A 14,411-nucleotide genomic window follows, 5' to 3' on the forward strand; every position below is an offset into this window, starting at 1 on the left:
GGAATGGGGTGTCACGCGGCCTGGTGGCCGCTGAGCTCCTCGCCGGCGCGCCGGGGCAGCGCCCGGTAGCGCGGCAGCGCGGCGCAGGCGAACAGCGCCACCGCCACGAACGCGAGCGAGAAGTCGGCGCCGGCGGGCTCGGCGCGGCCGCCGAGCCGGGCCGACCACTGCACGGCCAGCGCCGACAGCGAAATACCCAGCATGATAGCGAGTTGCCAGCCCATCGTGTTCAGCGTGGTCGCCGCGGCCACCTTCGCCGGCGGCAGGTCGGCATAGGCGAGCGCGGTCAGCGCGTTGAACTGCACGGCGCGGAAGAAGCCCGCCAGCGACACCACCGCGCCGATTCCCAGCAGGTTCCAGCGCGGCAACGCGAACAGCGCGCAGGCCGCCAGCGCGAGCGCGCACATCAGCCCGTTCCACAGCAGCACGCGGCGAAAGCCCCAGCGCCGCAGCATGGCCGTGGTGCGGGTCTTGGTGAAGAACGCGACCACGCCGCTGGCCAGCAGCACCACCCCGCTGTGCAGCGCGCTGAAGCCGAGCCCGATCTGCAGCATCAGCGGCAGCAGGAACGGCAGCGCGCCATACCCCACGCGCACCAGCGCGCCGGCCCAGAAGCCGGTCGAGAAGGTGCCGACCGAAAGCAGGCGGAAGTCCAGCATGGGCCGCGCCAGCCGGCGGAACTGGCGCGCGTGCAGCCAGGCCAGCAGCGCCAGCAGCGCCGCCAGCGCGGCCAGCAGCGGCGCGTCGAACGCATGGCGCGCGCGCTCCAGCATGACCACCGCGAGCGTCAGCACGGCGGCGGCCAGCAGCCATTCGCGCGGGTGGAACACGGCGTCGGTGCGCTCGCGCAGTTGCGGCATCGCGCGCCGCGAGGCCAGCAGGCCCAGCAGCCCGACCGGCACGTTGATCAGGAACACCCAGTGCCACGACAGCCATGCGCACAACAGGCCGCCGAGCGGCGGCCCCAGCATCGGGCCGAGCATGGCCGGCGTGATCATCCACGCCAGTGCCTCCACCAGTTGCGCCTTGCCGACCAGGTGCACGATGGCGGTGCGCCCGACCGGCACCATCATCGCCGCGGCGCTGCCCTGCAGCGCGCGCGCCAGCGTCAGCGCCGGCAGGCTCGGCGCCAGCGCGCACGCGGCCGAGCTGGCCGCGAACAGCGCCACGGCGGCCTGGAACACGGTGCGCGTGCCGTGGCGCGCGGCCAGCAGCCCGCTGAGCGGGATGAAGATCAGCGAGCACAGCAGGTAGACCGTCATGGTCAGGTTGAGGCTGAGCGGATCGACGCCGAACGCGCGCGCGATGTCGGGAATCGCCGGGCTGACGATGGTGGCGTCGAGCTGCTCCATGAAGAAGGCCATGCCGACCAGGATGGACAGCGGGCGGAAGTCGGCCTGCGCGGCTTTGGCGGCTGTGGCGGTCGAAGCGTGCTGGGATGGCATGAGCGGGGAAACGGAAACCGGGGAGGAAAAGGCAACGGGCCGGACCAGGCCGGACCCCGATTCTCGGCGCTGCGCGGGCGCAATGGAAATGCGATTAGTAAATATGCTAACTATTAATCGGTCGTTGGTTGGCCGGCGCGCTGCCTATACGATGCGATCCATTCCTTGCAGCCGGCGCGCTCGCGCGCCGGCCCATCACCACAGAAGACACGGAGCGACACCGATGGCGGTATTCGAACTCGTCAGCGCCGACTGGCTGGCACAACACGCAGGCGCCGCGGGCGTGGCCGTCATCGACAGCCGCCCGCAGGCCGACTACTGGGAAGGGCACATCCCGCACGCGCGCCATCTCGATGGCGCGCTGCTGTCGCTGCCGCGCACCGACGCGCCCGCGCTGGCGCGCTTCCACACGCTGCTGGGCTGGACGCTGTCCGCGCTGGGCATCGCGGCGGACACGCACGTGGTGGTGGCCGGCGCGCAGAACGAGGTCAATGCCGCGCGCGTGGCCTGGGCGCTGGCCTATGCCGGCGTGGCGCGCATCGCGCTGCTCGACGGCGGGCTGAAGGCGTGGGGCGGCGCGCTCGACCGTGCCGCGCCGGCGGTGCGGGCCACGCGCTTCGTGCCGCAGCCGCGGGCCGCCTATCTCGCCACCGCCGAGGAAGTGCTGGCGGCCACGCAAGGCGGCGCGCGCGTGATCGACGCGCGCGAGCACGACGAATACGCGGGCCTGCGCAGCAACGCCCGCCGCAACGGCCGCGTGCCGGGCGCGCGCTTCTGGGACACGCGCCAGGAACTCGGCGCCGACGGCCGCTTCGCGCCGCGCGCGCAGCTTGCCGCGGCGCTGGCGCAGGTCGCCGCGCCCGGCGAGCGCGCCATCGTCTACTGCGGCGGCGGCGGGCGCGCCGCGCGCGCCTTCGTGGCACTGCAGCTTGCCGGCCACGCGGACGCGGCGGTCTATCCGGCCTCCTGGAACGAGTGGGGCAACCTCGACCAGTACCCGGTCGACGCAAGCGCCATCGCCATCCCCGCCGCCGCCACCGCGCCCGCGGCCTGAACCGGCACGCGGCCCGCCCTCCTCTCTCGCACCACCTTTCCCGATCACATCATGAACGGCATCTTCGTCGACGACGAAAAACTGGACCGGATCCAGTCCAGGGTCCTGGACATGCGCCGCTACCACGGCGCGCCCGCCACCTTCGAGGGCGTCACGCTGACGCCCTATTCCGCCACCGTGGGCGCGCGCGTCACCGGCCTGCGCATCGGCCCGCATGCCGAGCCCGGCGCGGCGCTGCGCCGCTTCCTCTACGACGGCATCCTGCGTCACGGCTTCCTGAGCTTCGCGCCGGGCACGGTGGCGCTGGAGAACTTCGAGCAACTGGTCGCGCTGTTCGGCACGGCCAGGCTGATGAACACGCCGTACACGCCGGAGACCGGCAAGGACGGCCAGCTCAACGCGATCGACTCGTCGATCAAGAAGACCCGCATGAACTACATCTGGCACATGGACCAGGTGTTCCAGCCGACACCGCCGCCCTTCACCGCGCTGTTCGCGCAGGCCGCGCCGCAGGTCGGCGGCGACACGCTGTTCGCCAACGCGACCGCCGCCTACGACCTGCTCGACCCGCTGTTCGCCGCCTACCTGGAGACGCTGAGCGCGGTGCATGACGTGGAGGCCCAGGGTTTCCTCACGCTGGCCTACCACGACCTCGCGCAGCGCGCGGCGCAGCGCGAGAAGCATCCGCCCATCGAGGTGCCGCTGGTGCGCACGCACCCGGAGACCGGCCGCAAGCAGATCTTCGCCAACGAGCTCTATACGCAGCGCATCCTCGGCGTCACGCGCCGCACCAGCCAGGCGCTGCTCGACGTGCTGTTCGACGCGCTGGGCGCGCCCGAGGTGCAGACGCGCCACCGCTGGGAAGACGGCACGGCGCTGATCTGGGACAACCGCACCGTGCAGCACCGCGGCGTGGCGGACTTCGGCCAGGGCCGGCGCGTGCTGCACCGCGCGCTGGTGGTGTGAGTGCGCTTGCGCCGCGCCAGCCTCACGCGCCTTTGACCAACAGGACATCCATGCAACGCAGGCAATTCCTCCTTACCCTCGGCGCCGGCCTGGCGCCGCTCGCGGCCTTCGCGCAGGCGTCCGGCGTGCGCATCACGCTGCCTTCGCCAGGCAGCGCGGGCTCGGTGTGGCGCCCGCTGATCGACCGCTACAAGCTCAACACGGACCCGGCCCTCAAGCTCGACTGGGTCACGGCCGATCCCGGCAAGATGCAGGTGCAGCTCAGCGCCGGCTCGCTCGACGTGGGCGTGTTCGGCGCGGTCGGGCTGGCCACGCTGGCCAACCGCGGCAGCGACATCGTGCTGTTCGGCCCCGCGCTGAACAACCACGGCCGCTGGCTGGTGCGCGGCGACAGCGGCCTGCGCGCGCCGAAGGAACTGGTGGGCAAGCGCATCGCCACCACCGCCGAGACCAGCGAGACCTACCAGCAGGCACGCATCGCCGCCTCGCTGATCGGCATCGACCTCAAGAAGGACGTCAAGGTCATCCACGGTTCCCCGACCGCCAACCTCGCGCTGTTCGAGCGCGGCGACGTCGACGCGATCATCACGCTGGAGCCGACCGCGACGCGGCTGGTGGCGCGCGGCGCGCGCGAGATCGCGCGCGTGGCCGACATCTGGAAGCAGGCCACCGGCCAGCAGGAAGACCCGATCCTGGTCGGGCTGGCCGCGAGCCGGAGCTGGTACGAGAGCAACACCGCCACCGCGGCCAAGCTCGGCGCGCTGTTCCAGCGCGTGAGCGGCTCGTTGCGGCAGAACCCGGCGCAGCTGCGCGAGATCGCGCCCGAGATCGGCTTCAAGGCCGACGAGGCGCGCGCCATCGAGCTGCTGCCGTCGCGGCTGGCGCCCGCCTACGCGACCCGGTGGGACGCCAGCGTGTTCGCCACCATCGACAAGCAGATCGAGGTGGCGGTCAAGCTCGGCGTGCTCGACCGCGCCCCGGCGCGCAAGATCTACGTGCAGGCCTGATGAATACCGATCACATCATTCTCGAGCGCCCCGCCGCGCCGCCCGGCCGGCGCGGCGCGCTGGCGCTGCGCCTGCGCGCGGCGGCCGCGCGCTTCGGCCCGCAGGCGCTGTTCTTCGTGCTGCTGGCGGCCGGCTGGGAAGGCATGGCGCGCGTGTTGCACTCGCCGCTGGTGCCGGGCACCGCGGCCATCGCGCGCGAGCTGGTGGCGATCAGCGTGAGCGGCTTCGCCTTCAGCGAGATCGGCGTGACCTTCCTGCGCATGTCGCTGGGCTTCCTGCTGGCGCTGGTGTTCGCGCTGCCGATCGGCATCGCGTCGGCGGTGTCGCGCTTCGCCGAGCGCTTCTTCGAGCCCGGCATCATCCTCGGCCTGACCGTGCCCGGCCTGGTGTGGGCGCTGCTGTGCGTGATCTGGTTCGGCGTCTCGCTGACCTCGCCGGTGGTGGCGGTGGCGCTGGGCGTGCTGCCCTCGCTGGTGATCTCGGTGCAGCAGGGCGTGCGCTCGCTCGACCACGAGATCGTGGAGATGGTCCGCGTGTTCCGCCTGCCGGGCGCCACGGTATTGCGCAAGGTGTGGCTGCCGCTGCTGTACAGCTTCATCGTGTCGGGCTGCCGCGTGGGCTTCTCGATCGCGTGGAAGGTCATCGTGCTGGTCGAGATCTTCGGCATGTCCAACGGCGTGGGCTACCAGCTCAACGCGCAGTTCAGCACGCAGAACGTCGAGGGCGTGATCGCCTGGACCATCGCCTTCTGGGCGGCGATGATCGTGGTCGAGCACGGCGTGTTCCGCACGCTCGAGGCGCATGCGAACCGCTGGAAACGGGGCGGCGCATCATGAGCAGCGACATCCGCATCGAAGGCGTGGCCAAGCGCTTCGCGCCGCGCGGCACCGACGCCGCGCGCACCATCCTCAGCCAGGTGGACCTGACCGTGCGCGCCGGCGAGCTGGTGGCGCTGGTGGGGCCGTCGGGCTGCGGCAAGTCGACGCTGCTGAACCTGATCGCGGGCCTCGACCGGCCCAGCCAGGGCCGCGTGGCCTTCGACCGCAGCCAGGACGCGATCAGCCTGAGCGTGGTGTTCCAGCAGCCGCGGCTGCTGGACTGGCTCAGCGTCGAGGAGAACATCGGCATCGTGTTCGAGGGACGCGCCGTCGACGCCGCCGAGCGGCCGCGCGTGGTGCGCGAACTGCTGCGCAAGGTCGAGCTCTCCGAGCACGGGCGGGCCTATCCGCAATTCCTCTCGGGCGGGCAGAAGCAGCGCGTGTCCATCGCCCGGGCATTTGCCGTGCAGCCGGACGTGCTGCTGCTCGACGAGCCGTTCAGCGCGCTGGACGAGCTGACCGCGCGCCGGCTGCGCAGCCTGCTGCAATCGTTGTGGCTGGACGAAAGCCGGCCGCGCCCCACGGGCGTGCTGGTCACGCACAACATGCTCGAAGCGGCCTTCCTCGCCGACCGCATCGCCGTGATGGGCGGCAGCCCGGCCGGCGTGCAGCAGGTGATCGAGGTGGACGTGCCGCGCCCGCGCCATCCCGACGACCCGGCGCTGTTCGAGGTCCACCGCAAAGTGATGGAAGCGCTCCAGGGCTGAAGCGCGCCGCGCGGACGACGAAACGGGGCCGGGCCTGGACGAACGGCCCGGGCGGCCCCGCCGATCAGGCGCCGCCGGCCGAACGCGCCTGCTCGTGCCCGCGCTGGCACGGCATGCAGCGCTTGGCGGTCGGGTAGGCCTGCAGGCGCTCGTACGGGATGGGCGCCCCGCACTCCACGCACACGCCATAGGTATGCCCGGCCAGCCGGACGCGCGCGGCGGCGATGTCGGCCAGCTCCACGCGGTGGCGCGCCACCATCGCCTGGTCCGCGTCGTCTTCCTCGGCGATGTCGGACGCATCGCCCGGCTCGGGCCGCGTGGCGACGACGCGGGCGGCCTGCGCCGCCTCGATCTGCCCGCGCAGTTGTTTTTCCCGGCCATCCAGCACCAGGGCCAGGCCGTTGCGTTGCTCGTCGGTCAGTGCAGTCAGTGCCGCCATCATGGGTCTCCGCTCGCGCCGATGCGCGTTCACTCCATTCTGCAACGTCGTCCGCCATCGGATTTGCGCTGCATCAAGCGCCGTGGCGGCACGTGGCCAATACTGCGGTTAGCGTCATCCACGGCGCCCGCCCGGCGGCGACGCCGCGTGCCGGGCGCGTCTCCGGGCACCCGCACGGGCACGGACCGGACTCATCTGGCAAGGACAGCATGGAACAACGGCACCGACAATTCTCCCTGGTCTACCTGCTGGCGGCCCTGCTGCTGATGGCGGCCATGCAGACCCTGCTGCGCACCGGCGCCGAGCAAAGCCTGGCGTACAGCGACTTCAAGGTCCTGCTCAAGGCCGGCAAGCTGCACGACCTGGTGGTCGGCGAGCGGGAAATCCGCGGCACGGTGGACACCCGCGACCTCGGCACCATCCTGGCCGGCCCGCAGGCCGACGCGCTGCGCGGCGCGGGCGGCGACGAGCGCCGCTTCACCACGGTCCGGGTCGGCGACCCGGCGCTGACGCAGGACCTGGAGGCGGCGAAGATCCGCTTCGTCGGCGACGTCGACAGCCAGTGGCTGGGCACCCTGCTCTCCTGGGTGCTGCCCGCGCTGATCTTCGTCGCCATCTGGGGCTATTTCCTGCGGCGCATGGGCTCCGCCACCGGCGGCCTGCTGGAGATCGGCAAGAGCCGGGCGCGCATCTACATGCAGACCGACACCGGGGTCACGTTCGCGGACGTGGCCGGCATCGACGAGGCCAAGGCCGAGCTGATGGAGATCGTGGAATACCTGAAGGCGCCGGAGCGCTTTCGCCGGCTCGGCGGCAAGCTGCCCAAGGGCGTGCTGCTGCTGGGCGCGCCGGGCACCGGCAAGACCCTGCTGGCGCGGGCCGTGGCGGGCGAGGCGGGCGTGCCGTTCTTCAGCATCAGCGGCGCCAGCTTCGTCGAGATGTTCGTCGGCGTGGGCGCGGCCCGCGTGCGCGACCTGTTCACGCAGGCCGAGGCCAAGGCGCCCTGCATCATCTTCATCGACGAGCTCGACGCGCTCGGCAAGGCGCGCGGCTTCGGCATGGCCGGCGGCAACGACGAGCGCGAGCAGACCCTGAACCAGCTGCTGGTGCAGATGGACGGCTTCGACACCAACAAGGGCGTCATCATCATGGCCGCCACCAACCGCCCGGAGATCCTCGACCCGGCCCTGCTGCGCGCCGGCCGCTTCGACCGGCACGTGCCGCTGGACCGGCCCGACCTGCGCGGGCGCGAGCAGATACTGCAGGTGCACGTGCGCGGCGTGCGGCTCGCGCCCGGCACGCAGATCGCGCAGATCGCCGCGCGCACGCCGGGCTTCGCCGGCGCCGACCTCGCCAACCTGGTCAACGAGGCGGCCTTGCTGGCCGCGCGCCGCGGCAAGGACGCGGTCGACATGGCCGATTTCGACGATGCGCTGGAGCGGATCGTGGGCGGCCTGGAGAAAAAGAACCGCGTGATGAATCCGCTCGAGAAGCGCATCATCGCCTACCACGAGGCCGGGCACGCGCTGGTCGCCGAGAACCGCCCGTATGCCGACAAGGTGTCGCGGATCTCGATCATTCCGCGCGGGATCGCGGCGCTGGGCTATACCCGGCAGACGCCGTCCGAGGACCGCTACGTGCTGCGCAAGAGCGAGCTGCTCGACCGCCTGGACGTGCTGCTGGGCGGGCGCCTCGCCGAGGAACTGGTGTTCGGCGATGCCTCCACCGGCGCCCAGGACGACCTGCAGCGCGCGACCGACATGGCGCGCCAGATGGTCACGCGCTACGGCATGGGCGAGAAGCTCGGCTTTGCCACCTACGAGCGCCTGGCCAGCCCGCTCGAGCCCGATCCCGCGGCGGCGCCGCGCGAGCCGCGCGACTACAGCGAGCGCACCGCCGAGGCGATCGACGACGAGGTGCGGCACCTGCTGGCCGACGCCGGCGAGCGCGTGCGGCAGACCTTGCAGACCCGGCGCGCCGAGCTGGCGGCGCTGGCGGACCTGCTGCTGGCCACCGAGGTGGTCGACCGCGCGGCCCTCGACGCCTTGCTGCATGCGCCGCCGGCGCAGACGCCAACGACGCCGCAGACGCTGCCGGCCGCGCAGCCCGGCGCGGTCGCGCACGCCTCCTGACGCCCGGCGCCCGGCGCCGCCGGCCCTCCGGCCGGGAAGCGCGGGCCTGCCGATTGCCAATTGCCGATCGCCGGTTCTAGGCCGCGTCCACCCGCCGGCAGACCGCCGGCCGCCCGTCTCCGGCGACGCGAAGATCGCCTCCCGCCCCGGCGCCGGCCGGCATCACCGCCGCCGCGCCGGCCTTGGGCCGCGGCGGGCGCCACCAGTCCGGCCCCGACGCGCATCCCGCGCAAAGCAGCGCGGCCAGTCCCGCGGCGCCGCACCAGGCGCGCGCGCGGGCGCCGCCGCCAATCCGGACCGCCGTTTTCGTCGTCATTCGCTGTTCCTCCGTCGATGCCCGTGCGGGCGTTGCCATCGCGGCCGGCGCGCCGGCCGCGTCAGTACATCAGGAAGCGCGCGCGCTGCGCGGCGAAGCCGGCGCCCTGCGCCGACACCGCCCGCTCGACCTCGGCCAGCGGCGCGTGCGCGTCGATCAGGCGCCAGGCCTCGGCCGAGCCCAGCGACGCGCGGATCGCGGGCAGGTCGAACTGCTTTGCGTGGAGCGCGTGCAGCGCGATCGCCAGCGCCAGCCCGAGCCGGCCCGGCGGCCTCGGCGCCGCGCCGGGCCGGATCGACACGCCCTGGCACAGGCGGCCGCGATAGCGGCCTTCGGTCGGCACGAAGCTGGTGGCCTCGAAGCGCGCGCCGGCATCCAGCGCGTTCAGGTAGGCGGCCAGTTCCCGCGCGGCGATCCACGGCGCGCCCACCAGCGCGAACGGCGTCGGCGTGCCGCGCCCCACGCTGACGTTCGCGCCCTCGATCAGGCCGACGTCGGCATACAGGTCCAGTTGCGCCGCGTCGCGCAGGTTCGGCGAGAGCGGCACCCAGCCCAGGCCGGTGTCGGCGAAGCGCATGCCGCGCGTGTAGCCCTGCATGGCGACGACGCGCAGGTCGGCGCCGATGCCCAGCTCGCCGTTGAACATCCGGGCCAGCTCGCCCACGGTCATGCCGTGCAGCAGCGGCAGCGGGAAGTAGCCGGTAAACGACGCCTGCCCGGGGTCCTGCGGCGGGCCGCCGAAGCGGTCGGCGCCGAGCGGATTGGGCCGGTCCAGCACGAAGGCCGGCACGCCGCGCGCGGCGGCGGCCTCCAGCATGTAGCCGAGCGTGGTGATGTAGGTGAAGAAGCGCACGCCGGCGTCCTGCACGTCGAATACCAGCGCGTCCACGCCCGCCAGCGTCGCCGGCGCGAAGCGCCGGTGCGCGCCGTACAGGCTGTGGACCGGCACGCCGGTGCCCGCGTCGACCGCATCGCCGAGCGGCGCGTCGACATCGCTGCCCAGGCCGTGCTCGGGCGCGAACAGCGCCGCCAGCGTGACGCCGGGCGCGCGCGCCAGCACGTCCGCGGTGCGCGCGCCGCTGCCGTCGAAGCCGCTGCGGTTGGTGACAAGCCCCACGCGCAGGCCCGCCAGCGGCGCGAACGCCTGTGCCTCCAGCACGTCGATGCCGCTGCGCACCGGCCCCGCGGCCGGCGGCAGGCGCATGCTCCACGCCAGCGCCGCGGCGGTGCCCGGCACGGCGGCGCCGATCGCCCGCGCGGCCAGCGGCGGCGTCTCGCTGGCCAGCAGCGCCAGCACCTGCTGCCGCAGCGGCGCGGCGTTGCCCTGGTCGCCGGGATGCAGGCGGCTGCTCAGGATCACGGCGAAACGCCCGCTCACCATGTCGATCCACACGCCGGTGCCGGTGTAGCCGGTCTGCTCCAGCATCCCCAGCGGCGGCAGGCGGTCGCGGTTGGCCGCGAGCGGCGCGGCCAGCGCCCAGCCCAGGCCGCGCCACGCGCCGGCGGCCAGCGGCGTGGCCGGCGCCGCCAGCAGCGCGACGCTCTCGGGCCGCAGCACGCGGGTGCCGCCGGCCTGCCCGCCGTTGAGGAGCATCTGCGCGAACCGCGCCAGGTCCGCCGCGGTGGAAAACAGGCCGGCATTGCCGGCCACGCCGCCCAGGCGCGCCGCGGTGGGGTCATGGACGAGGCCGCGCAGCATCCGGCCGCCGCGCGGCGCCGTCGGCGCGGTCCGGGCCACGGTCTGCGGGCCGGGCAGGAAGCCCGTGTCGCGCATGCCCAGGGGCGCGAAGACGTGGTCGCGGCACCATGCGTCCAGCGGCTGTCCGGCCACGCGCCGGACCAGTTCGCCGAGCACGACGAAATTGACGTCGCTGTAGATGACGCGCTCGCCGGGCGGCGCCACCGGCGCCAGGTTCATCGCCTCGCGCAAGGCGTCGCCGTCGCCCGCGCGCCGGCGCGGCGGCAACCCGGCGGGCAGGCCCGAGGTATGCGCGAGCAGTTCGCGCACGGTGATGGACTCCTTGCCGGCGGCGCCGAACGCCGGCAGGTAGCGGACCACCGGCGCGTCCAGCGAGACCGCGCCGCGCTCGCTCAGTTGCAGCACGGCGGTGGTGGTGGCGATCACCTTGGTGACGGAGGCGAGGTCGAACACGGTATCGGCGCTCATCGCCTCGCTCGCCGGCAGGACCGCGCGCCGGCCGGCGGCCAGCTGGTAGCGGATGTGCCCGGCGTCGCCGGCCAGCACGACCGCGCCGGGAATGTTGCCGGCGCCGATCTGGCCCTCGACGATGGCGCGCAGCTGTTCGCGCGCGGCGGCCGTCGCCGGCTCCGCGGGCTGGGCCGCGGCCGGTGCCGCGGTCTGCCCCCGCGCCAGCGCGCAGGCGAGCAGCAGCACGGCGGACAGCGCGCGGCGCGCGGCGCGATGGTTCATCTGGCCGGGGGCGCTGCCTGCGCCGGTTGCGCTGGCAGCCCCGCTTGCGGCAACTGCGGCAACTGCGCCGGATCGTAGCGGTTGCGCGGATTCCACAGCATCCACCCGTCGGTCTGCTCGGCGTCCGCGGCCTGCGTCTGCGCGCGGATCTCGTCGGCGTCGAACTCGCGGTGGTCGAAGGCGTAGTCGCGGAAGGCCTGCAGCCACGGGCGGAAGCGCACGCCCGGCAGGCCGGTGCGCTTCCTGGCCTCGGCCAGCGAGCGCGCCACGATTTCGCCGGCGTGCTCCACCGGCCGGGTGCAGCCCGGCAGGCCCCAGGTGAAGCCCGAGGGATAGAGCATGGGCGAGATATAGTCCAGCGCCGCGCCGAGCGATTCGAGCTGCTGGCCGATCGCCGTGTCGTCGAGGTTCCAGCACACGTAGCCGAAGATGTCCGCCGCGATGTACACGTTGTAGCGGGCCAGCCGCGCGCGCGCCGCGCGCAGGAAGCCGGTGATGGCGGCCACCCGGTTGTCCTGCGTGTTGGGCCGCGAAAAGCGCAGCCCGCCGGCATCCGGGAAACGCAGGTAGTCGAACTGGATCTCGTCGAAGCCCATGCGCGCCGCCTCCTCCGCCAGGTCGAGGTTGTGCTGCCAGGCTTCGGTCTCGAAGGGATCGATCCAGCGCAGGTCCTCGCGGTCGCGCCACACCGCGCCCTGGCCGTCGCGCACGGTCCAGTCCGGGTGCGCGGCGGCCAGCGGCTCGTCCTTGAAGACCACGATGCGCGCGATCAGGTACAGCCCGCGCGCATGCAGCCCGGCCAGCAAGGCCGGGAAATCCCGCACCAGCGGCGCCGGCGCCTTGACCTGCGCGCTGGCGCCGATGGCGTCGCGCGCCGCGCTCCGGTAAGGCGTCATGCCGCGGTCGCCCTTGACGTCGATCACCAGCGCGTTGATGGCGCTGGCCTGCGGCAGCGCCACGGCGGCGTCGCGCAGTGCCGCGCTGCCGATGCCGAACACCGAGAGGTAGACCGCGCGGGGCCGTACCGGCGTCAGCGCCAGCCGCACCGGCGCGCCGCCGGTGGCCGTGGCGAGCGCGCGGCCATAACCGGGAGCCCTAGCGCCGATGCCGATGCCCGCGCCCGGCGGCGGCGCGGCCAGCGCGAAGCCGCCGTCCGCGCCGGTCTGGGCGGACGCGGCGGCATCGTCCATCACCACCACCGTGGCCCCGGCCAGGGGCGCGCCGGTGTGCGCATCGACGACGGTGCCGGTGACGGTGTCCGCCGCCGCGCCATGCCACGCGGCCAGCGCCAGCGCGAAGCCGCACAGGCGGCGCGCGAGGGCGCTCATTGCGCGGCTCCGGCCCGCGGCCGGGATGCGTGCGGCGGGGATGTCTGCGACCGGGACACGGCGGGCGAGGCCGGCGCGGTTGCCTGCGCCAGCATCCGCGCCAGGCAGCCGTCGCCACAGGCGTCGGTCATCAGGAAGCGCGGCAGCGCCAGCCGCGGCGACGCCAGCGTGACCGCGCTGCCTTGCAGCGAGAAGGCCGCCTCCACGCCCTCGCTGGCGGCGATCGCCATCAGTTCCTCGTCATGGATGCCGAACGGCCACGCCAGCCACCGCACCGGGCCGCCCAGCTCCTGCTCCAGCCGCTCGCGCGCGCGGCGCAGCTGCATGTGCGCGAACGCGCGGAACGCCTCGGGCGCGAGGCGCCTGCGTTCCGTGTTGAAGTTCGGGTGCCAGTAGCTGTGCGACTGCACCGCGAACAGGCCGGTCTCCTTGAGCGCGCGCAACTGATCCCAGGTCAGCGCATAGGCGGCATTCGAAATCGCCGAGGGATAGATGAACAGCGTGACCGGGACATGCTCGCGCCGCGCGATCGGCAGCATCACGTCGAACACCGAGCGATGGCCGTCGTCCGCCGTGATCGCCACGGCCCGCTCCGGCAGCGCATCCGGCCCGCCCTGCTGCCACCGCACCACGTCGGCCAGCGGCACGACGTGGTAGCCCTGCGCGGCAAGCATGCGCAGGTGCGCCTCGAACGTGGCCGTGCGCACCGTCATGCTGTCCGCGGCCACCGGGCCGAAGCGGTGATAGACCAGCACGGGAACCCCGCGCTGCGCGCCAGGCGCCTGCGCGCCGGCCGACAGCGCGGCGAGCGCCAGCGCCGGCAGCAGCACGGCCCGGCACAGAAGACGGCACCACCTGCCCTGCTGCTGCTTCCGATGCATCGCATTCTCCGTGTGATTCCCGCGCCCTCTCCCGGGCCGCTCCGGCTGGCGGCATGGCGGCGCGCGCGTATCCATTCTGGATGCCGCGGCCCGGCGGGACATGACGCACGTCAAGCCCGGGCCTCTGACGGCGCATGTCCGCGCATTGCCGCGGCGGCTGACCGGGATCAATGCCGAAGCGCCGGCATTGCCTACGATGCAGGGACGGATCGCCGGCGGCGCCGGCGCGCTGGCGGCGCCCGCGCCTCATGGACACCAGGAGCCCGACCATGCCATGTCACCGCCCTTTTCCCGCGCCGTGGAAGCACGCGCTTGCCGCCCTGCTGGTCTGCCTGCACGCCGCGGCCGCGCCGGCGGCGACCGCGCCGCCGGCCACGCCGCTGGGCCCGAACCCGCCGCGGGTGGAGCAGCGCGACGGCATCGCCTACCTGTCCGGCGGGATCGGCGCGGACGAAGCCGCGCGGATGCGCTCGATGCGCGCCGCGTTCAACGTCCAGATGCAGTTCGCCGACGCCCGCACCGGCGAATGGCTGTCCGACGTGGCGGTGGCGCTCGCCGACGCGCGGGGCAAGCCGGTGTTCTCGCTGGTCACGTCCGGGCCGTTTCTCTACGTGAAGCTGCCGCCCGGCAGCTACCGCGCGCGCATCACTTACCAGGGCGTCTCGCAGACCCGGAAGTTCACCGCCGGCCGCAAGCCGGCGGCGCTGGACTTCCGCATCGCGGTCAACGACGCGGAGCGCTCCTGGCTCTACTGCGGCGGCGGCTGCAAGCCGGCCGGGCGATAGGCGGGCCAGGAGCCGACGATGAGCACGCGATGAGCACGCGGA

The 14,411-nt window shown here is 73.5% G+C and carries 13 protein-coding genes; 7 read left to right on the plus strand and 6 right to left on the minus strand.

The genetic code is table 11. The features are described 5' to 3' along the window. Positions 1-11: 11 nt before the first annotated feature. Positions 12-1,445 (minus strand): MFS transporter, encoded by a 1,434-nt coding sequence (locus KF708C_RS21420; RefSeq protein WP_059413180.1) that lies wholly within the window; start codon positions 1,443-1,445, stop codon positions 12-14. 223 nt (positions 1,446-1,668) lie between these two features. Between KF708C_RS21420 and KF708C_RS21425 the strand changes: the two genes are divergently transcribed. From KF708C_RS21425 to KF708C_RS21445, 5 genes are read left to right on the plus strand one after another with little or no spacing between them, the layout of a single operon-like run. Beyond that, positions 1,669-2,499, plus strand: coding sequence for a sulfurtransferase (locus tag KF708C_RS21425; RefSeq protein WP_059413181.1), 831 nt, complete (start codon positions 1,669-1,671; stop codon positions 2,497-2,499). A 51-nt stretch (positions 2,500-2,550) separates the two neighbouring features. Continuing rightward, a complete protein-coding gene (locus tag KF708C_RS21430; RefSeq protein ID WP_059413182.1) occupies positions 2,551-3,465 on the plus strand; it encodes a TauD/TfdA dioxygenase family protein in 915 nt (304 codons plus the stop codon). A gap of 50 nt (positions 3,466-3,515) precedes the next feature. Beyond that, the gene (locus KF708C_RS21435; RefSeq protein WP_059413183.1) at positions 3,516-4,472 is read left to right on the plus strand and encodes an ABC transporter substrate-binding protein; all 957 of its coding nucleotides are present in this window, start codon (positions 3,516-3,518) and stop codon (positions 4,470-4,472) included. Then, a complete protein-coding gene (locus tag KF708C_RS21440; RefSeq protein WP_059413184.1) occupies positions 4,472-5,308 on the plus strand; it encodes an ABC transporter permease in 837 nt (278 codons plus the stop codon). The genes KF708C_RS21435 and KF708C_RS21440 overlap by 1 nt, the downstream gene beginning before the upstream one ends. Next, positions 5,305-6,057, plus strand: a complete 753-nt coding sequence (locus KF708C_RS21445; RefSeq protein WP_059413185.1) for an ABC transporter ATP-binding protein — start codon at positions 5,305-5,307, stop codon at positions 6,055-6,057. The genes KF708C_RS21440 and KF708C_RS21445 overlap by 4 nt, the downstream gene beginning before the upstream one ends. 64 nt (positions 6,058-6,121) lie before the next feature. On the opposite strand, the gene KF708C_RS21450 is transcribed toward KF708C_RS21445, so the two are convergent. Continuing rightward, positions 6,122-6,499 (minus strand): TraR/DksA family transcriptional regulator, encoded by a 378-nt coding sequence (locus KF708C_RS21450; RefSeq protein ID WP_059413186.1) that lies wholly within the window; start codon positions 6,497-6,499, stop codon positions 6,122-6,124. Between the two features lie 206 nt (positions 6,500-6,705). On the opposite strand from KF708C_RS21450, the gene ftsH reads away from it, so the two are divergent. After that, positions 6,706-8,628: an ATP-dependent zinc metalloprotease FtsH gene (gene ftsH / locus KF708C_RS21455; protein WP_059413187.1), complete on the plus strand. Its 1,923-nt coding sequence runs from the start codon at positions 6,706-6,708 to the stop codon at positions 8,626-8,628. Between the two features lie 76 nt (positions 8,629-8,704). Here ftsH and KF708C_RS35815 read toward each other — a convergent pair whose 3' ends face one another. The 4 genes from KF708C_RS35815 to KF708C_RS21470 form a co-directional block, all read right to left on the minus strand. Next, complete coding sequence (locus KF708C_RS35815; RefSeq protein WP_156173899.1) at positions 8,705-8,944, minus strand: hypothetical protein; 240 nt, start codon at positions 8,942-8,944, stop codon at positions 8,705-8,707. Positions 8,945-9,005: 61 nt separating this feature from the next. Next, positions 9,006-11,375: an exo-beta-N-acetylmuramidase NamZ domain-containing protein gene (locus tag KF708C_RS21460; protein WP_082079670.1), complete on the minus strand. Its 2,370-nt coding sequence runs from the start codon at positions 11,373-11,375 to the stop codon at positions 9,006-9,008. Further along, a complete protein-coding gene (locus KF708C_RS21465) occupies positions 11,372-12,703 on the minus strand; it encodes a putative glycoside hydrolase (RefSeq protein ID WP_059413188.1) in 1,332 nt (443 codons plus the stop codon). Before KF708C_RS21465 ends, KF708C_RS21460 begins: the two co-directional genes overlap by 4 nt. Further along, complete coding sequence (locus KF708C_RS21470; RefSeq protein WP_059413189.1) at positions 12,700-13,584, minus strand: polysaccharide deacetylase family protein; 885 nt, start codon at positions 13,582-13,584, stop codon at positions 12,700-12,702. The genes KF708C_RS21465 and KF708C_RS21470 overlap by 4 nt, the downstream gene beginning before the upstream one ends. Before the next feature lie 269 nt (positions 13,585-13,853). On the opposite strand from KF708C_RS21470, the gene KF708C_RS21475 reads away from it, so the two are divergent. Continuing rightward, positions 13,854-14,369 carry a hypothetical protein gene (locus KF708C_RS21475; RefSeq protein ID WP_059413190.1) on the plus strand — a complete coding sequence of 172 codons (516 nt, stop codon included), beginning with the start codon at positions 13,854-13,856 and terminating at the stop codon, positions 14,367-14,369. Positions 14,370-14,411: the final 42 nt, after the last annotated feature.

Source organism: Cupriavidus basilensis (assembly GCF_000876015.1).
GTDB lineage: Bacteria > Pseudomonadota > Gammaproteobacteria > Burkholderiales > Burkholderiaceae > Cupriavidus > Cupriavidus basilensis_B.